An 18,271-nucleotide genomic window follows, 5' to 3' on the forward strand; every position below is an offset into this window, starting at 1 on the left:
AAGTAACCAGTCGGTTACCTCACCTACTCATCAACCCTATTTGACAAAGAGCCAATAAAAGCAGCACAAGTCTGACTTGTGCTGCTAAGTTAAAATTTTGATTAGAACTCAACTTTTTCAGATTTAACACGACCTTTTTCATTAACATAGTATAAGTCTACACGGTCAGTGAAAGGTGTTGCGTCTGCTCCTACACCATCTTTACGAAGTGAAACTTGTAAAGCTTTATGATCAAAGCCTTCAGTTTCTTTGAGAACTGATTTCATAACCTTCATGATAGAGATTGGTGTTTCAGGTTCTTTTAATGTAACGATTGCTTTACCTTTTTTCAATGCTGCTGCAACTAAATCTTCAACTTGATCAGCTGGCGCTCCAAAGATTAAATAGTAGTCGCCTTCTTTTTCTAAGTCTTCAGCTTTACGAACTTGAACAGAATCATGCGTTTTCTTAGCTAATTGCATGATGTTAGCCATCAAAGGGCGAGATCCAGTTGAGCGGTGTCCAGCAATAATTACTGAAGATTTTTCTGCAAAAGCCTCTTCAATTGCGTTTGCTACTTTCTCGTTAAATAATCCATCTTCAACAAATTTACCTAAAATTGCGTTCATAATTAAACCTCCATATAGTTAGTTATGTGTATAGGTTCACAATATCACAAATTTTACATTTTGCAAAGGGGTTGGCCTCATCTTTTCACTTATAAACAAAAGATGTGATTTTTTATTTATTTAGATTTATAATAAAAAAGACTTTATTTAAAAGGAGCTAGTCCGATATCAAATAAGCACCTACTAAAAATGCTTGCTAATCGTATCAAAAAGTCAGCCGCTGACTTTTATCATGAGATTGTTATAGAAAAATAAAAACACAGCTAGATAATAATAAATTAAGACGGACTATTGGATAATCTGTTGAAAATATAGCTTTTGCACCGGAGGAATCAAATATAAGGTTAGGTTTCGCCAATCCTCATGAGAAAGCTAAACCTCAATTAGGTGAAACAGTCGTCGATTTAGCTTGTAGTAAAGTTTTTGATGCTTTTTATTGCGGCTAAAACGGCTGGTAAAGAATGAACATCTGCACTTAATGGTATTAAAGTCCCACTACTTGACCCGATGGCTGTCTCACCAGTATTAGCCAGTGCGCCAATTACTGCACCTTCACCACAGATACACGTTAGAATAAATGGTCATCCTAAAGGTCATCTTATTGCATAAATTAATGGTTCACCCATTCCAAAAATACCTACTGGTAAGCCACCCTTTATCATTGAGATCAATTACTTGTTCTGACGATCTTTAACTCTTAAAAAGCTTCTGTTATGTATGAAAATGAGAAGCTGACTGAGTACAATCTTCTACTTAATTTAGACTTTGGTCTTCCTAAGGATCGTGAAGCGTCTTTAATCAGTTTGTTCTTTCGCTTTAAAAGACAATCATCTCTTCCAAGTTAAAGTTTTATTTCTTGACGGCACAAAGCTGTATGCGCCGGTGCTGATAAGTATTCCTTGCGCTTATGCTCAACCTAAGATTGTTGTTGAGAGAGTATTCGATCGCAAGAAGGGTGTAATTCTAGTATGCGAACAGCTTGGAGGAGAAAAAAGACAATAAATAACCTGGGTCTCTTCTTAATGGCTATAAAACTCACCCAATCAGTTCATTATTTACGAACTTCCCACCCCTTTAATGCTTGCTGGTCACTATTTTTATTCTTTAAACCACAAAAACAGTGGCGAATCTCATATTTGATGATTCGCCACTGTTTTTAAGGCTTTTGGTCCAGCCTCTTAATTGTTTAATAAATTATAATAACAATTTTTAATGATAAGAACCTTGGTGCCATAAGGACACTTGCCCTTGCCGTAAAGATTGTTGAACATCAATAATCCTTTGATTACTACTTCCTCTAAATTGCAAACTGAGGTCTTTTTTGTCATTATCAAAGCGACCGTCGACAAGCACATCCACTAATGACAAGAGTTCTAGTTTATCAGAGGAATCTTTTAATAGCTCTTCCCAATAATAACCCGACCAAGACCAAATGTCTTTACGGTCTCCATAAATAGATCGCACTTTTTTGACTAAGGGAATTAGAATTGGTGTAGAAAGAAAGGGTTCGCCACCCAATAAGGTTAAACCTTGAACATAATCATGGGCTAAATCTTCAATAATCTGATTTTCAAGTTCTTTAGTATAAGGCACACCATAATTGAAGTTTTGGACCCGACGATTAAAACAACCCTTACAATTAAAGAGGCAGCCGCTGACATAAAGACTATTACGTACTCCTTCCCCATCCACAAAATTAAAAGGTTTATAGTCTGCTATCTTTCCTAAACAATAATCTTGGGCTAGCCATTCTTTTGGTTTAGGATTTTTGAAATTTTCAATCACTGGTCACACATTCTTTCGGTTAAATGTTTTTGACGGGATTGAATCTCCTTATGACGTCCTTTGACCATCGGTCTTATATTCGGATTACCGAGGTAACCACAGGTTCTCTTCACTACATCACAAGTTTCAGGATTACGATTGTCACATTGCGGACAAGCAAAACCTTTTTCTGTAGGATTAAATTCTCCTTGGAAGCCACATTCATAGCAATGATCGATAGGGGTGTTGGTCCCTAAATACCCAATTTTGTCATAGGCATAATCCCAAACTGCTTCTAAGGCCTTAGGATTTTGACGTAAATTGGGATATTCACAATAATGAATAAAACCTCCTGAAGTATATGGAGCATAGTCCTTTTCGAAATCAATTTTTTCAAAAGGATTTGGACTTTTACGCACATCATAATGAAAAGAATTAGTGTAATAATCCTTGTCTGTCAAATCCTTAATAGCACCAAATTTAGCTCGATCTAAACGGCAGAAGCGATCCGTCAAGGACTCACTCGGAGTCGAATAAACAGAGAAATGATAATCGTATTGCTGAGCTAATTGATCGGCCTTCTTTTTAAGTTCTTGGATTACTTTCAATGAAAAAGTTTTAGCCGCGTCATTCTGCTCCCAATTAGAACCAAAGAAATAAGCCGTAATCTCATACAGACCAATATAACCTAAAGATATGGTGGCGCGCTTATTTTTAAATAATTGGTCAACATTCTCATCAGCTTTCAGATAATGACCAAAAGCTCCTTCACGGTATAGAATTGGAGCATTCTCCGTCTTAGCTTGTTTGACTCGCTCTGCTCGATACACAAGAGCTCGACCGACAACTTCCAGGCGATCATGCAACAATTCCCAAAAATTATCGAAGGAATGATCCGACTCCATAGCGATACGGGGAAGATTTAAGGTGACTACCCCTAAATTCATTCGTCCACTATTTACTTCTTTTCCTTTTTCATCTTGCCAACCTTGAAGAAATGATCGGCATCCCATTGGCACTTTAAAGCTTCCAGTTAGTTCCTTGATCTTATCATACATTAGAACATCTGGATACATCCGATTACAAGCGCACTTGAGGGCTAATTGTTTAATGTCATAATTGGGATCTTTCATTAAAAGATTAGTTCCCTTGCGTAAGCTGAAAACTAATTTAGGAAAAATAGCTGTACGGTGTTCTTTACCTAAACCATTCAAACGAATTTTCAATATAGCTTTTTGAATTTCGCGTGCATACCAAGATGTTCCTAAACCAAATCCAAGTGTAGTAAATGGTGTTTGACCATTTGATGAATAAAGTGTATTGATTTCATACTCCAAACTCTGCATGGCATCATATATATCTTTTTGCGTTTTATTCTTAGCAAAATTCTCAGCCTGTTGAGGATCATCCGTCAATTCTTTAGCTAAGCTAAGATTCTTCTTAAAATTTAAATCCGCATAAGGAGCCAGCACCTCATCAATTCGATCAATCGAGCATCCCCCGTATTGACAAGAAGAAACATTGGCAATAATTTGAGCAATTTGTGCTGTAGCTGTATTGATAGATCGCGGACTTTCCACTTCTGCATTCCCTATATGAAAACCGTGCTTCAGCATAGTCTCAATATCAATCAAGCAGCAATTAGTCATTGGACTATAGGGCGAATAATCTAGATCATGAAAATGTATGTTCCCCTTCAAATGTCCATTAGCTACTTGCTCGGGCAGCATATTCAAGCCAATGGCTTTGGCCGTAACCCCACAGGTAAGGTCTCTCAAGGTGTTAAAAACACGACTATCCTTATTGGCATTTTCATTGACTAAAGTCGGATCGCGTTTAATCAGTTGATCCATACGGTCCTGTAACCGCATCTGCGATTGATAGTCTGCTAATTTAGTTTCAGCAAAAGCGACATATTTATTTGCGGCTGTTTCCAATCCTCGCTTGTTTAATTGCTCAATAACCGATTGCTTGATGTCAGAACTGTTCATCAAGTGAACAACTTGTCTTTCTATTTCATTACATATACCTTCAATTAAAACATGGTCTTTGGTATCTAACGCTTTTTTTAGTGAGGCTTTTAGTTTCCCCCTAATAAACTTTTCAATACTGCCGTCTCTTTTATTTATTTTAATTCTAACTTTACTCGATTGTTCTTGTTTTAATGTTGCAGTTTGAACCATTGTCTTATCGTCACTCCTTTATAAATACTGGTAATCTTCGTCCTCCATTGCTTCTACTCGGCCCATTAAATAACCGGAACCTACTTGAGAGAAAAAATCATGATTAGTTGTTTCTGTCGACAGACCGTTATAGACTATTGGATTAATATCTTGCGCACTCGCTCCATCAAATACTGCTTCAAAGCCTAGATTTTGTAATGCCTTATTGGCATTATATTTAACAAAGCAATCTACTTCTTCTACCCAACCAATCTCTGTATATACCTCCTGAGTATATTGGGTTTCATTCATATAGAGATCAAACACTAAATTATAGGCCCATTCTTTAAGTTGAGCTTGTTCTTGATCACTTAATTCTTGATAACCTAATTGAAATTTGTAGCCTAGATAGGTTCCATGAACCGACTCATCACGAATAATTAGCTTGATAATTTCAGCCACATTGGCTAGTTTATTATTTCCTAAATAGTACAAAGGGGTATAAAAACCACTATAAAAGAGAAAGGATTCTAGAAAAACACTGGCTATTTTTTTCTTGAGGCCGTTAATTATTTGTTCTTTACTCTCTTTTCCAGAAGGTAAAAGATAAACATCTTCAATTACTTTAGCCTTGTACTGCAAGGAGGGATGATTATTCCCCCACTCGAAGATTTCATCAATGGTAGCTGAATCGTTTAAAGAAATAAAAATAGTCGAATAAGATTTGGCATGGACTGATTCCATAAATAAAATATTATTCAGCACTGCCTCTTCGTGAGGGGAGCGAATATCATTTCGCATGACATTTGCGCCTTCTTCTGATTGCAAAGTATCTAAAAGAGTCAATCCCACAAAAGCTTTATTGACCACATCTTTTTCAACCTCAGTCAGTGAACGCCAATCTTTCAAATCGTTTGAAACTGGAATACGCGTATCTAGCCAGAACTGAGAAGTTAATTTTTCCCAAGTCATTTTATCTACTATGTCTTCAATACGATTCCAATCAATAGCTTGATAATGTAAATAATTGGTCATAATTTCCTCCTAAATCATACATGACTCACATTGATTAGCTCCAACAATCTCACCATCCAGACTATGTGTTCGGACATAGTAAAGTGACTTAATCCCTTTAGAGAAGGCATAGTGACGTAAAATATTCAAATCACGTGTAGTCATTTGATTAAGCCCTGCTTTTTTCCACTCATAAAGACCTGCTGGAATCTCTGATAGCATAAATAAAGTCAAAGACATTCCCTGGTCAATATGCTTTTGAGCGGCGGCATAAACATCTATAATTTTTCTTTGATCCATCTCGTAAGCTGTTTGATAATAGGGCAGCGTTTCATTTGAAAGTCCTGGAGCTGGATAATAAATGGCCCCATTTTTCTGTTCTTGCCTTAATTCCATTCGATGAGTAATCGGGTGTAAGGAAGCAGAAGTTTCATTAAGGTAAGAGATTGACCCATTCGGTGCAACAGCTAAACGATTACGATGATAAAGACCATCTACTTTAACCTTAGCTGCTAGATCTTGCCAATCTTTAGGAGTGGGTAATTTTACAGCTTTGAAAAGTTCAGCCGCTGCCATTTCTTCAAATTTAAAAGCTTCCTCAATATAAGGAGCAAAATAAGACCCGTCTGCATATTTTGATTGCTCAAACTTGTGGAATGTCTGCCCTTTTTCTTTTGCTAATTTATTAGATGCAAGCAAGCTATAGTAGTTGAGAGCCATAAAATACGCTTCAATAATTTCGATAGATGCTTTAGACCCATAAGTGATTTTATTTTTTGCTAAGAGAGTGTGAAAGCCCATCGCTCCTAAGCCAATAGTATGATAAAGATCATTACCATTTTGAACCGTTGGCACTTCGGCAATTTTAGTTTTATCAGAAACGGTGGTTAAAGCTCGCACAGCCACTTCTACTGACTTACCAAAATCAGGACTGGTCAACATTTTTTCCATGTTAGTGGAAGCTAAGTTACAGGAAATATCGCTACCTAATCTTTGATAAGATAAATCATCGTTTAAGAGTGAAGGTTCTTGAACTTGAAAAATCTCTGAACAGAGGTTGGACATAATGATTTTTCCATGGACTGGATTCGCTCGATTAACTGTATCGATATTAATGATGTAGGGATAGCCGGATTCTTGCTGTAATTTAGAAATTTCTGTTTCTAACTCACGCGCTTGAATTTTCTTTTTACGGATTCTTGGATTATCTACTAAAGCTTGATAATTCTCACTTATATCAAAGTATGAAAAAGGGAGACCGTACTCTTTTTCGATGTCATAAGGGCTAAAAAGATACATTGGTTGATTGTTTTTTACCAACTCATAAAATTTATCAGGCACTACAATTCCTAGAGAGAGAGTTTTGACACGGATTTTTTCATCGGCATTTTCTTTTTTACACGATAAGAAAGCTAAGATATCTGGATGGAAAACATTTAGGTAAACTACACCTGCCCCATTCCTCTGCCCTAACTGATTGGAATAAGAAAACGAGTCTTCTAACAATTTCATGACAGGAACGACACCTGAAGAAGCATTTTCAATCGCTTTAATAGGGTCGCCCGCTGCTCGAATATTAGACAAATTAACGCCAACTCCGCCTCCTTTTCTTGAAAGTTGCAAAGCTGAGTTAATGGCTCGACCAATCGACAGCATGGAATCATCAACATCTAACAAGAAGCATGACACCATTTCACCTCGACGCTTTTTACCTGCATTTAAGAAAGTAGGTGTAGCGGGTTGATAGCGTTGCGAAATTAATTCTTCAGCAATAGCCATAGCCAATTGTCGGTCTCCATCTGCTAAATACAAGGCATTCATAGCCACTCGATCTATGAACCCTTCCAGATATTGACGACCATCATTTGATTTTAAAGCATATTGATTGAAAAACTTGTAAGCAGCCATAAAAGATTTAAAGTTAAAATTCTTAGCTTGTAAGAAGTCATATAGTTTCTTGATAAAAGCATAAGGATCTTTATCATTTACATCAGCTTCTAAATATTTATTGATGAGGTCTTCTTCTAAGTAATCATTCTCCAATAAATAATTTAAGCGATCCTCTAAAGACGCAAACTTTGGACTATTGGCTTCAATTTCTTCTTGGTAATAAGCTTCCAATGCCTTTTGATCTTTATAAAGAGGAATAGCTCCATCTTCCGGTATATTCAATTGATTATTCCATTGGAAATAGCTTTTTTTCTTTAATGATTGTCTCTCAGTCATTCAGCATTACCTCCTTAATATATGAAACATCTGACTCGTTTCCTTGGAATTCAAACTTATGAATTAAAGGAATTTGATAGTCACGACTAATGTCTTTAGCAGTAAAACAAAATAATTGGGCGAAATTCAAATTACCACCACCTACTACTCCGCGACAATTTTGTCGATTAACTTCATTTTCAAAAAAATCATCCACTAAGTCTCTTACCACTTCTTGATAAGTGGGAACAATCAATAAATAGGGCTGATTGACTATCATGTCACATGTAAGATCGTCCAATTCTAATTGGTAATCAGCTGATAGTTTTTCAACAAAACGACGGGTTTGACCTGTTAAGCTAATAAAGACAATCGCTAACATTGACTGATTAGCCTCTCAATTACATCCGGTTGGAAACCAACAACAGGAGCTGATTGCCCGATGAGAACAACTGGCAAACTCTGACAATTGAGTTCTCTTACTTCTTCTAAGTAACTTTCGTCTTCGACATTTTTTTCTAAATAGTTAAGACCTTTGCTATCTAAATATCTTTTTAAGAAAACGCACTGTCCGCAACCCGTTTTACTATATAATGTGATTTTTTCCATAAAATGCTCCTCCTCGACAAAAAACGGCTTTCCCTTCCCAGGAAAGCCGATGGTAAAATCAAAAGAAAGCAAAGCATAGGTGTACCTATACTCACTACTAAAGAATATTTCCAAAGATCACTAAACCCTGAGAAGTGATAAGTGTAATAAATAACCTGGCGATCTGACTTATGAGCGAGCTCAAATACAGTAGCATAGGGACTGTGTAGGATTCTAACCTGCTTCCCCAGAATTATTTACATTTTGTCTATATATTGTGTCTTAAAGTTAGATTAACACAAGATGTTGGGTTAGACAAGAGCAATTATCGAAATAAAACAAATCAATTAAAAGCAAAAATAATAGCCTAGTTAATCACAGTTAAACTGTGATTAACTAGGCTAGTTTAGTTTCCTGGCGGGAACGTGTGAGAATCGAACTCACCCAAGACGCTCTTAACGCCTCATACTGGTTTTGAAGACCAGAGGGCACACCAGAACCCATCCGCTCCCAATTAAAATCTTTAAAGAAGACTCTTATAATATTAACAATATTTAAAGGAAAACGCAAGTGCTTTTATGAGTCTATTAAGAAACATTCTTTAAGCAAAAGGGGCTGTATCTTTTAGATACAGACCTCCAATGAATTATTATTCTGCTTCAGCTTTTTCGTTTGATTCAACTTTCTTATCTTTACTATCCTCTTTGTGGATTGAATAAGTAATGATTACCGGAGTCCCTTCTTCTGGTAAAATCTCACCATTTCCTGAAAACGCTACTTCCCCTCTTTTTTCAACGGCCCCGTAGGTATAAGTAGCATTTGAAATAAGTCCGACTGGGCATGAATCTAAACAAGTGATACAACCTGTATGTTTATCATGGGCACGCCCTTTATTTCCACCAAAGCGGAATTCAAAGTCATTGCCATTAGAATCAATAATTGTTTCACTTAGGTTGTATTCTTTTTCAGCACCTTCCCAAGTTACTTTAATATCCATTAAATCCCCTGCAACATGCGTTTCTTCCGCATTTTCAGCCGTCATATTATCGCCTGGTTCTGCCCCGATTTCTATTAAAGCTTCATAGAATTTATTTTGATTAGCAGTTGTTCCGAATACCGATTTTCCACCAAAATTACCATCATCGAAGACCACGGCATGACGGGTAGATGTTTCTAAGTATTTTCCATTTACGTAAGCATATATCGAAATGGTGCCTGCTTCCTTATCGACCACCATCGGGTTTTCCTCTGTCGGTAAATTTGCAGGAGCATCTTCCTTTGCAAGTGTTGGGACAGATAAAGATAAAACGGTAACGAAGGCAAAGACAAGTGTCATTAATTTTTTAATCATTTTGTTCATATTATTCATCCTTTCAAAATTAAACTTGCTGACTTTTTAGCTTTCGATCTTTCAACCAAAAGTAAATCATTAAAAGAGTCATGACTATCATCAAAATTAAAGTAATCATTTTAATTTGACCTATCTTCATATCTAAAAAAAACATATCGCGAACATTATAATAAAAAATATTAGGTGATTTAACAAGCATTAAAGTAACGACACTAATAAGTCCTAGGAAGTAAGTTATTGGTTTTATCTTGAACAAAAAACTTACCATGATAAATAGAACAAAAACTATCCAACACAAAACCCAAGTATGCACTCGCATTTCTAACCATACCCAATATGACATTAAAGCGCTTGCTAGAAGAGCAAAAATAAACCCTGAGCAAATTGCTATTAGTAAATTATGCCATTTGAACATCCAAAAACCTCCTTTGCTATTTAATCTTCCAATTTAACATTTAGCCAGCGCTGAAATAAATTCTTTCGTATTTGATCTGCCTTTTTAACAACAGGGGTATTAATTAAAGCTTTTTTTAAAGGTCTAGAGCTTGAGTAAGGACTGAAATCAAAATCTTCCGCTATTAAAGAACCCATTGAGAGACTATTAACAGAAACATTAAAAGAAGTCCATTGATCCTCAAATAATTCAGGATTTACTAAATAGACCGCTGCTAATGAATCCCAATTATAAAAGCCTTTAATACCATACTCATCTTCATTATCGACAAACCAAGGTTCTGCATAGTTTTGAATTAAATGAGCAATGGCCGATTGTTGGTTAGAAAAAGCTTCTTCATATTCTGATCGAGTAAATAAAAGATCTAAACAGTGATTAGCTGTTAAAATAGAAACATTTCTTCCCTTAGTTAAAACGGTAAAAGCAGCCTGCGGATCAATGGAAAAGTTCATTTCTCGCATTTCTTGCTTGTCAAAGATCAACGGCTGAGTAATCCCACCCATTAAGACAAGTTGTTTAACTTTTTTGAAGAAATTACTGTCTCTTAGATAGGCCCCTTGCAAGTTGGTCATTGAACCGACTGCAATAATGATTAACTCATCTTTATATTTATTAGCCAAATCTACCAATAGCTGGCTTGCTGGTGTTAAATAATCAGCTGTTTCACTTGCACCTTTTGCATAAGGAATTGAATGAAGGCCAAGTTTGCTTATTAATTGACGGGTCGATTGGTCTACTTGCTCAATGGTCGAATTCCCAAATGTCGAAGTGATACCCACTATAGCGACTTCTGGACTCCCTAATAAATACATCAGCGCCAAACCATCATCAATGTCGCGATGGGGTGTGAAAAAAGTATTATCAAAATCAATTAAAACTTTCATTATCCCTTATTCCTCCTCATCTACTTCAAGCTTTTGGGCTACTTCTGGATTTTTCTTCTTAATAAATTTCCCTAAAAAGGCTGTGCCGAATACTAGTAAAGCCACTAATATTATTGATAGTGAAAAAGAGGCATCACTAGGTTCTAAAGCCTTATCGCCAACATTTACAAAAATAAATGTCCCCGGCAAAATGCATATGAGAGAAATCCAAAGATAGTCCCAGAATGAGATATCCGTTAAGCCAAAAGCATAGTTTTCAACATTATAGGGAATTACAGGCATAATTCGAGCCAATGCAAGAACTAACTTTAAATGTTGGTTATCGGTGGTCAATATCCCTTTGGAACTAGGATATCTTTTAAATAAAAATTTTTGTGCCGGTTGCCTAAATAAATAGCGCGAAATTAAAAACATGAAAGTTAGATTCAAAGCCGCACCTATAAAAGTCAAGATGGAGCCTAACCATAATCCAAATCCCATACCTCCAGCAAAAGCTAGGAAAGGAACAGGGAAAAACCCCATCGGTAAGAAAACCCAAAGTAATACATAAATCCATTTTGCAGAAGACCCTGATTGTAAGATTATTTCTCGTACACGCTCGGTTGAAAAATTTAAGGTCAGCCAGATAGTTAAAGCTACTAAAGCAATCACTAAGCAAACCTTAAACCATTTACTTAGCTGCTTTTTTTGCATGGCGTTCATTATAAATCGATTTAACAATATAAATGACAATTGTTACAGCAAATAGTGACATTAATCCAATAAATAATTGTTTACCGCCACCACCGAAGTTTTGTCCAATATAAGAATAAACAAGAGTAGCCGGTAATTGACCGATTCCGGTTGCTAAAAAGAATGGCCAGAATTTCATAGAAGTTAAACCAGCTGCATAAGAGACTAGGTCAAAACTAACAAATGGTAATAAACGGCAAACTACAATGGTGTACTTTCCATATTTTTCAAAAAACATATCTAAAGATTTTAAGGCTGTTTTACTGGTAATCTTGGCAACTGCGTCGCGTCCCAAAATTTTAGCAATGTAAAAGCATAAGGTCGCTCCAGCCATTGAAGATGTCCAAGACAATACCGCTCCCCAAAACCATCCAAAAATGGCAGCATTAGATAGAGTGATTAAGAAAGCAGGAATGGGTGAAAGAATCGATTGCAAAATCATCAAGAAAAAGGAAACACCAGCAGCAACATTTCCGTAAGAACGAATATAAGCAATTGTCTCTTCTAAATTAACTGCTTTCATGGCTGAAATAGACTCGTTAATAAATGACTGCACCGAGGGAATAAAGAGATAAGATAAAAGTGATAATACAAGTACAACAATCACTGCCAATTTATTTTTTTTCATAAGAACCTCCTAAATATTAAACTCCACCACCATCAAAATTTTACATTTTTATAACAATTCCTCGATTTGCTCTAGTAATTGCTTTTCATTGATTAGGCCAATATGATGGTATACTACCTCTCCTTCTTCATTTATAAAAATAGTAGCGGGCAAAAAGGTAGCTTGTAGGGACATCATGGTTGAAAAGTTAACATCATAGAATACAGGAAGAGTCAAATTAAGGTCTTCTAAATATTCAATCACTGCTTCTTTAGTTTCGCCAGGTTGCGAATTAGTGGCATTGATCATATAAAAATCAATATCCTCTTGGTAATCTTCCCAAGCCGTTTGAAAATAAGGCATTTCTTTTTTGCATGGTGGACACCAAGTTGCCCAAACATTAACAACCATAGGTCGACCAAAATTTTCAGATAAAGTCATTGATTTATCTACTTGATCTTTAATCCTTACACTATCTACATTAAGATGACCATATCGATCTTGTTTTTCTTCATTTGTGCTATTAAGCTGACTACTTTCTTCCCTTGAAGTTTGAAGAGATACTTCTTTTCCTTCAATAGCCCCTTCGCTTGTTTTGTTAAATGTTAAATCGATCTCATTGACAGTTTCCTGAATTGTTTCTTTTTTATCGATAGATAAACTTTGATCTTGAACTTTGTTATAAATAAAGCCCCCCAGACCTATAATAGCGATTAAAAGCAAACCATACGTTAATAACTTTTTCATTGTATTCCTCCTAGACTAGTTGTAGTAAAAGCGTTTCTAAGATGCCTGATATTGTTAATAAACCGAAAAGGATTAAAAACCAGCCTGAAGATAGATTGACTAAGTGATAATGTTCCTTGATAAATGTAAGGACTTTTTTACTTTCATCTACCAATAATGCAGACAGAATGAAAGGAATACCTAAACCTAAACAATAGCTAATTATAAGCAAAAATGAAGTCCAGCTAGTAGCGACACTGGCTATATAAGTTAATGCAGAAGCCAAAAATGTTCCAACACATGGCGACCAAGAAATGGCAAAGACTAGACCAAATAAATAAGGATTGGCCACATAGGAACCTCGCGAATGAGGCCTTAACTTAGTCATTAGCTTTTGACCATTAAGATAATCGACACCCATAATAATCATAATGCTTCCTGCGATAAAGTTAACGACTTGTCGGTGCATCATAAAAAAGGATCCTACAGTGGACACAAAAAGACTTAATAAGATAAATATCGTAGAAAATCCTAACATAAATAAAATTGCTTTAATGAGGGTTTGTTTAGTAGAGCTCTCCCCTTCACTGCCTGCAAAGAATGCAATATAAAGTGGAAGCATTGGCAGTAAGCAAGGAGAGACAAAAGTCATTAATCCCTCGATAAATAATAATAGATAGTCCATATTTTTAAGCTCCTTTCTCACAAAGATTATCATGCCATTGGAGTCATTCAACTAAAAGTAATCACGCTAGTATAAATAAATTAATTATTTGAAAGTAAGCCGCTATTCGCATTATGTGATTGAATAATTAAGCTTTTTTAAAAGGTCTTATCTCCTCTGCCCCACCTGATACAGCAAAATCTAAGAATTGATCCATAACTTGCCAATGCTTAATAGAATCATTCGCCTCTCCAAAAGTTAAACCTAAAGGAAAATCAATGGTAAACATTCTAGGTGGTCTCGATTTGGCTGCCACTTTAGGTAAGTGCATAATTGAAGCGGTACGGATCCCTTGCTTTTCTACTTCTCTTTGGATTAGCCCAACGGACTGATGGCAAATATATCAGCCAGGAGAAAGGAGTACCAAATCTACTTGATCTTCAACTAACTGACGGGCAATCGCAGGTGCTGTTTCATCAATTAGTAAATTTACTTTTGGTATATAACCCATTAGGCCATAATGGCGCGGTGCAACAGAGCCGATTTTGCCCTTTGTTGCCATCTCTTGAAGCATCTGTATGGGAAAGACACAGTTTAAATCTTCATCTGCCGGTCCATGATCATAATGATCATGAGTAATCATAATATTTTCCACCCGACTATCCCCAGGAATCATTCGGAAAGTATGATCTCCCTTAATATTAAAAGGGGCATCGCTTTTCAAATGGGTTCCTGCTGTTGTGATAAATGCTACCCTACACTCTGAAAGAGGCTTAGTTAATTCAACATTAGAGGGGGCTTCATCGATGGTAACCACCATTCTTTTGGCTATGGCTGCAATGATATTTTCTTTAATACTTCTCTTTTTCATTCGAATCCCCTTCTATGAATAATAGACTTGAGTGATTGCTTTCATTGAGTAACCCTTACGAAATAGATACTGGCAATATTGCATCTTAAGAAGTGTTCTAAAGACACCTTTTTCTTTAAAACGACGGTCCGAGGTATAAATGAACTGATCTGCTACAACTAATTCTTCACCCTTAGCCTTGTTTCGTAAAAATAAATCATAGTCTTCCATTAAAGATAAAGCATGAAAACCTCCTAGTTCCCAATAGTAATCTTTTGTCATAAAAATCCCTTGATCACCGAAAGCTATCTGTCGATGTTTAAGTCGCCAATTTGATCCATAAGCAATCGCTCTTAGCCATAAATTATCTGTTTGAAAGTCTAATGGAAAAGCTCCAATCTTTCCTTTCAGCAGACTACTCAGGATGACCTTTTTAGGAGAACGTTTAAAGTAGCTATCTGCATGTAAGAATAAAAGATAGTCTCCTTTGGCCTTTTTAGCCCCTACAGCTAATTGACTACCACGACCCTTTGGACCATTCAGGACTTTATATTGATTTTCGCTAATAAATTCTTGAGTTCCATCTTCACTACCACCATCTACAAACAGAATTTCAATTTCTTCGTCCTTTAAATGCTGTAGATGCTTTAAAGTTTGAGGTAATATTTTTCTTTCGTTATAAACTGGAATAATCACACTGATCAAATAATTCATAAGGTAATATCCTCCAACTTTTCAATATAAGCTTTAATTTCTTGTAAGAAAACAGGGCTAATAAAGCGGGAGATGGTTTCAAAAGAGTGGTCATTTGACTTAACTTTTTGTGCTTCTAAATATTGAACATAAGCCATCGAACACCAAGTGACTCCTCTTAAACAAGTAAAATGAAGATATTGTTTAAGCTTATCTTTATTAATTTTCACCTGGGAGGACTTATCATACTCTTTAATGAAAGCGGAGATTTGCTCATATGAAAGTAAGTGATCTGTTTTCCATAATGTGGTTGTGGGAGCTAGAAAATGAGCGATATCTTGTTCCCTCTCACCAACCAAAGGCTTCTCCCAGTCAATTAAATAGGAATCACCTTTAGAATTAATCAAAAAATTATGTGAATTAAGTTCTGTATTAATAACGCAAGGATTGCTTAATTTATTATTGAACGAATATTTTTTCAGACCTGCCATCAATGCATCGATTAGATCAATAACCTCAAGATCTCTGCCCTTCCATTTTTGATAATGACTATACATGTCAACAAATTCCTGATACATCAGTTGGAAGGGATTATTAGCCTTAATAAGATGAGGAATGGTCTGGCTATCTACACTATGGATTCTAGCCAAAATATTAGCAGCTTTGGATAAGTCCTTTTGATAGTCTAAGGGATGACCGGGGAGGTATTCTTCAATTAAATAACCCTTACCTAACAACTTAGTATGAGGCTGGCATTGATATACCTTCGGCACAACCCCTGAAGAAGCCAAACCCTTCAGTGCCAAGTATTCATATTCAATTTGATTGTCTAAATTCATTTGCGAACCTAAAGCAATCCTAAAAATCTTTCTGCCCTTATCAATTAGAAAGTTGGCATTATATTCCCCCTGATTAAAATAAACTGCATCTGGATCTCCTGATAGATAACGCACCACATCTTCCCGCGTGTCTAGGTCACGAATGGTTTCTGTCAACGCATAGGAAAGTTTTGCTGCAGAAACTTTATTGATCGTCCTTTGGCATACTTCATCGTGTGAATAATTCTCTAAATCAAAAAGAGACTTAGAGAACAAACGGCTGGCTATAATGCCATAACCTCCATCTAAGGTAGGAGCTAAAACAACATCTTCAGTGTCTAGCATGTCAATCATTTGCTCAACCAAAGATTGCTTGATGTCAACTAGATCACAGCCTAATAAAAGAACTTTATCATAGCCACGGTTAAAAATTTGCTGCATGGCTCGCGACATTCGTTCTCCTAAATGAGCTGTTTCAAGCTGGCCGAATATCTTATCACTATCAATAGCTAAGTATTTTTGAATGGCTAATTTTTGATCAGCAGGTGCTACAAAAAGAAAGATGTCTGCATCCACCTTACAAATTTCTTTGTAAGTTTGTTGTAAAAGGTGAATCGATAGATGGTGAATATCTTCCTTAGGTAAAAACCCTTGTAATCTAGTTTTGTTATATCCAATTAAAGGTAATTTGACAAAATAAATAATTGCAGTCGACATTATATGGCTCCTATCTTAATTTCGCATTCTTTAGTCTGAGGATGGAATAAAAAAATTAATAAACAACCTATCAAATTTCCAACTCCTAAAAGTGGTAATCCTACTAGGAAATACGGATACATAATTAAAAGACTTTTATCTGTAAAAAAGCTCATAATAATTAGTTCAGACAGAGAAACGATCAACAGTATCGCCCAATGTGTTTTCCAAGAAAATTGATAACAAAATTGAATCCAGCTTTTAGTTTTAAATAGAGCAATAATAGCAATTAAAATAATGAAAATAGCTACAACATACCAAATCCAATGATAGTTTTCAGCAAACCAAAACTGATTAAATTGAAATTCTCTATAATACACATGGCGATAGAGTCCTATCCGCTTACTAGCATATTCATTCACAAAAAAACCACCTGTGACTATTAATATTTCAATCGCCCAATATATTTTACTTAACATTTTGGACCTCCTCTTATAACCTTGCTCATTATAGCATACAGCTACTTTTTTTGAATGAATGTTTTATTGATATTACTAATAAATAGCCCGTATTTATTTAATAAGTCTATTTGTGATTAGATGACCATTTTAATAAAATAAAGACATCAAAATAAAGGAGTGGGTATAATGCAAAAAACACTTTTAAAATCTTTAAAACTTATTGTCTCTTTTGTAGCAGTTTTTGCTTTGGGTCTTTCGAACGTTTACGCCCAAGCTGAGATAATGACAGGCGAAGAACTTGAAAAAATCCAACTAGATAAAAAGAAAAAGGAAAAATATTTGGTAATTGATGTCCGACCTGAAGAAGACTATGCAGAAGGACATCTTTCACATGCCATTAATATCCCTTTAGATCAATTAGAAGAACAATTAGAACGATTAGAAGACTACCAAAAGATGCCAATTATTGTTTATTGCAACACAGGTAATAAGTCTGCAGAAGCTGCTAATCTTTTAATCGATAATGGCTTTGAAGATGTTAAAGATGCTGTAGGGGTTAAAGACTTTGAATATACTTTAGTAACTTATGAATCTATCTTGCCAGATACCTTCATTGAAGCAGCCGAAGCAGGCAAAACCATTTTCATTGATGCACGTGATCTTAAAGACTTTGAAAAAGCAAGTGTAGAAGGAGCCATTCATGCTTCAGTTGATAAGCCAGAAACTGTTTTAGAACAATTACCTGAAGACAAAGAAGTTGAAATTATTACTTTCTGTTATTCTGGTAATAAATCCGCTCAAATAGCTAACTTCTTAACCGAAAAGGGCTATACTAATGTCAAGAATTCTCTAGATGGTACAAAAGAAAATAAAAAAATTCCAATTATTGAAAAAGCTTCATAAACGATTGTAAGCAAAAAGCCCAACTTATAATTGGGCTTTCAGACTGTAGACAAAGTCCTCTAAATCACCAACCTATGGTGATTTAGAGGGC

19 protein-coding genes, 1 tRNA gene and 1 riboswitch are annotated in these 18,271 nt (G+C 35.7%); of the genes, 1 reads left to right on the top strand and 19 read right to left on the bottom strand.

Annotated features, from left to right (window positions below; genetic code table 11):
• Nucleotides 1-101: 101 nt before the first annotated feature.
• The 19 genes from ACQV2T_RS08225 to ACQV2T_RS08315 all read right to left on the bottom strand — a co-directional run bounded on the left by ACQV2T_RS08225 (nucleotide 102) and on the right by ACQV2T_RS08315 (nucleotide 17,295).
• The gene (locus ACQV2T_RS08225) at nucleotides 102-608 is read right to left on the bottom strand and encodes a hypothetical protein (RefSeq protein WP_428872807.1); all 507 of its coding nucleotides are present in this window, start codon (nucleotides 606-608) and stop codon (nucleotides 102-104) included.
• Nucleotides 609-1,817: 1,209 nt separating this feature from the next.
• On the bottom strand, nucleotides 1,818-2,390 hold the full coding sequence (nrdG, locus tag ACQV2T_RS08230) for an anaerobic ribonucleoside-triphosphate reductase activating protein (protein WP_428873008.1): 573 nt from the start codon (nucleotides 2,388-2,390) through the stop codon (nucleotides 1,818-1,820).
• Nucleotides 2,390-4,555, bottom strand: coding sequence for an anaerobic ribonucleoside-triphosphate reductase (gene nrdD / locus ACQV2T_RS08235; RefSeq protein ID WP_428874627.1), 2,166 nt, complete (start codon nucleotides 4,553-4,555; stop codon nucleotides 2,390-2,392). The genes nrdG and nrdD overlap by 1 nt, the downstream gene beginning before the upstream one ends.
• Before the next feature lie 18 nt (nucleotides 4,556-4,573).
• The gene (nrdF, locus tag ACQV2T_RS08240; RefSeq protein ID WP_428872803.1) at nucleotides 4,574-5,569 is read right to left on the bottom strand and encodes a class 1b ribonucleoside-diphosphate reductase subunit beta; all 996 of its coding nucleotides are present in this window, start codon (nucleotides 5,567-5,569) and stop codon (nucleotides 4,574-4,576) included.
• Between the two features lie 9 nt (nucleotides 5,570-5,578).
• Nucleotides 5,579-7,774 carry a class 1b ribonucleoside-diphosphate reductase subunit alpha gene (gene nrdE / locus ACQV2T_RS08245; protein ID WP_428872802.1) on the bottom strand — a complete coding sequence of 732 codons (2,196 nt, stop codon included), beginning with the start codon at nucleotides 7,772-7,774 and terminating at the stop codon, nucleotides 5,579-5,581.
• A complete protein-coding gene (nrdI, locus tag ACQV2T_RS08250) occupies nucleotides 7,767-8,135 on the bottom strand; it encodes a class Ib ribonucleoside-diphosphate reductase assembly flavoprotein NrdI (RefSeq protein ID WP_428872801.1) in 369 nt (122 codons plus the stop codon). The genes nrdE and nrdI overlap by 8 nt, the downstream gene beginning before the upstream one ends.
• A complete protein-coding gene (locus ACQV2T_RS08255) occupies nucleotides 8,129-8,362 on the bottom strand; it encodes a glutaredoxin family protein (protein ID WP_428893511.1) in 234 nt (77 codons plus the stop codon). Before ACQV2T_RS08255 ends, nrdI begins: the two co-directional genes overlap by 7 nt.
• A gap of 148 nt (nucleotides 8,363-8,510) precedes the next feature.
• Nucleotides 8,511-8,606: riboswitch (adenosylcobalamin-variant (AdoCbl-variant) riboswitch) on the bottom strand.
• Nucleotides 8,607-8,756: 150 nt separating this feature from the next.
• Nucleotides 8,757-8,853 (bottom strand) — tRNA-Sec (locus ACQV2T_RS08260).
• Nucleotides 8,854-8,990: 137 nt separating this feature from the next.
• The gene (locus ACQV2T_RS08265; RefSeq protein WP_428874878.1) at nucleotides 8,991-9,701 is read right to left on the bottom strand and encodes a YdjY domain-containing protein; all 711 of its coding nucleotides are present in this window, start codon (nucleotides 9,699-9,701) and stop codon (nucleotides 8,991-8,993) included.
• A gap of 19 nt (nucleotides 9,702-9,720) precedes the next feature.
• Nucleotides 9,721-10,107, bottom strand: coding sequence for a hypothetical protein (locus ACQV2T_RS08270; RefSeq protein WP_428872798.1), 387 nt, complete (start codon nucleotides 10,105-10,107; stop codon nucleotides 9,721-9,723).
• A gap of 20 nt (nucleotides 10,108-10,127) precedes the next feature.
• Nucleotides 10,128-11,030, bottom strand: a complete 903-nt coding sequence (locus tag ACQV2T_RS08275) for a nucleoside hydrolase (protein ID WP_428872797.1) — start codon at nucleotides 11,028-11,030, stop codon at nucleotides 10,128-10,130.
• A 6-nt stretch (nucleotides 11,031-11,036) separates the two neighbouring features.
• Entirely contained in the window at nucleotides 11,037-11,732 is a 696-nt protein-coding gene (locus ACQV2T_RS08280) for a TVP38/TMEM64 family protein (RefSeq protein WP_428881681.1), read from the bottom strand.
• The gene (locus tag ACQV2T_RS08285) at nucleotides 11,701-12,390 is read right to left on the bottom strand and encodes a TVP38/TMEM64 family protein (RefSeq protein WP_428891652.1); all 690 of its coding nucleotides are present in this window, start codon (nucleotides 12,388-12,390) and stop codon (nucleotides 11,701-11,703) included. Before ACQV2T_RS08285 ends, ACQV2T_RS08280 begins: the two co-directional genes overlap by 32 nt.
• A 48-nt stretch (nucleotides 12,391-12,438) precedes the next feature.
• Nucleotides 12,439-13,116, bottom strand: a complete 678-nt coding sequence (locus ACQV2T_RS08290; RefSeq protein ID WP_428891653.1) for a TlpA family protein disulfide reductase — start codon at nucleotides 13,114-13,116, stop codon at nucleotides 12,439-12,441.
• Between the two features lie 10 nt (nucleotides 13,117-13,126).
• Nucleotides 13,127-13,780 carry a cytochrome c biogenesis CcdA family protein gene (locus tag ACQV2T_RS08295; protein WP_428874882.1) on the bottom strand — a complete coding sequence of 218 codons (654 nt, stop codon included), beginning with the start codon at nucleotides 13,778-13,780 and terminating at the stop codon, nucleotides 13,127-13,129.
• Between the two features lie 127 nt (nucleotides 13,781-13,907).
• On the bottom strand, nucleotides 13,908-14,630 hold the full coding sequence (locus tag ACQV2T_RS08300) for a glycine/sarcosine/betaine reductase selenoprotein B family protein (RefSeq protein ID WP_428872790.1): 723 nt from the start codon (nucleotides 14,628-14,630) through the stop codon (nucleotides 13,908-13,910).
• Nucleotides 14,631-14,642: 12 nt separating this feature from the next.
• Nucleotides 14,643-15,323, bottom strand: coding sequence for a TIGR04283 family arsenosugar biosynthesis glycosyltransferase (locus ACQV2T_RS08305; RefSeq protein WP_428872789.1), 681 nt, complete (start codon nucleotides 15,321-15,323; stop codon nucleotides 14,643-14,645).
• Entirely contained in the window at nucleotides 15,320-16,837 is a 1,518-nt protein-coding gene (locus tag ACQV2T_RS08310) for a TIGR04282 family arsenosugar biosynthesis glycosyltransferase (RefSeq protein WP_428874883.1), read from the bottom strand. The genes ACQV2T_RS08305 and ACQV2T_RS08310 overlap by 4 nt, the downstream gene beginning before the upstream one ends.
• Nucleotides 16,837-17,295, bottom strand: a complete 459-nt coding sequence (locus tag ACQV2T_RS08315; RefSeq protein ID WP_428874884.1) for a hypothetical protein — start codon at nucleotides 17,293-17,295, stop codon at nucleotides 16,837-16,839. Before ACQV2T_RS08315 ends, ACQV2T_RS08310 begins: the two co-directional genes overlap by 1 nt.
• A gap of 168 nt (nucleotides 17,296-17,463) precedes the next feature.
• Between ACQV2T_RS08315 and ACQV2T_RS08320 the strand changes: the two genes are divergently transcribed.
• Nucleotides 17,464-18,180: a rhodanese-like domain-containing protein gene (locus ACQV2T_RS08320; RefSeq protein WP_428893512.1), complete on the top strand. Its 717-nt coding sequence runs from the start codon at nucleotides 17,464-17,466 to the stop codon at nucleotides 18,178-18,180.
• Nucleotides 18,181-18,271: the final 91 nt, after the last annotated feature.

It is taken from the genome of Facklamia sp. P13069 (assembly GCF_050409405.1).
GTDB lineage: Bacteria > Bacillota > Bacilli > Lactobacillales > Aerococcaceae > Facklamia.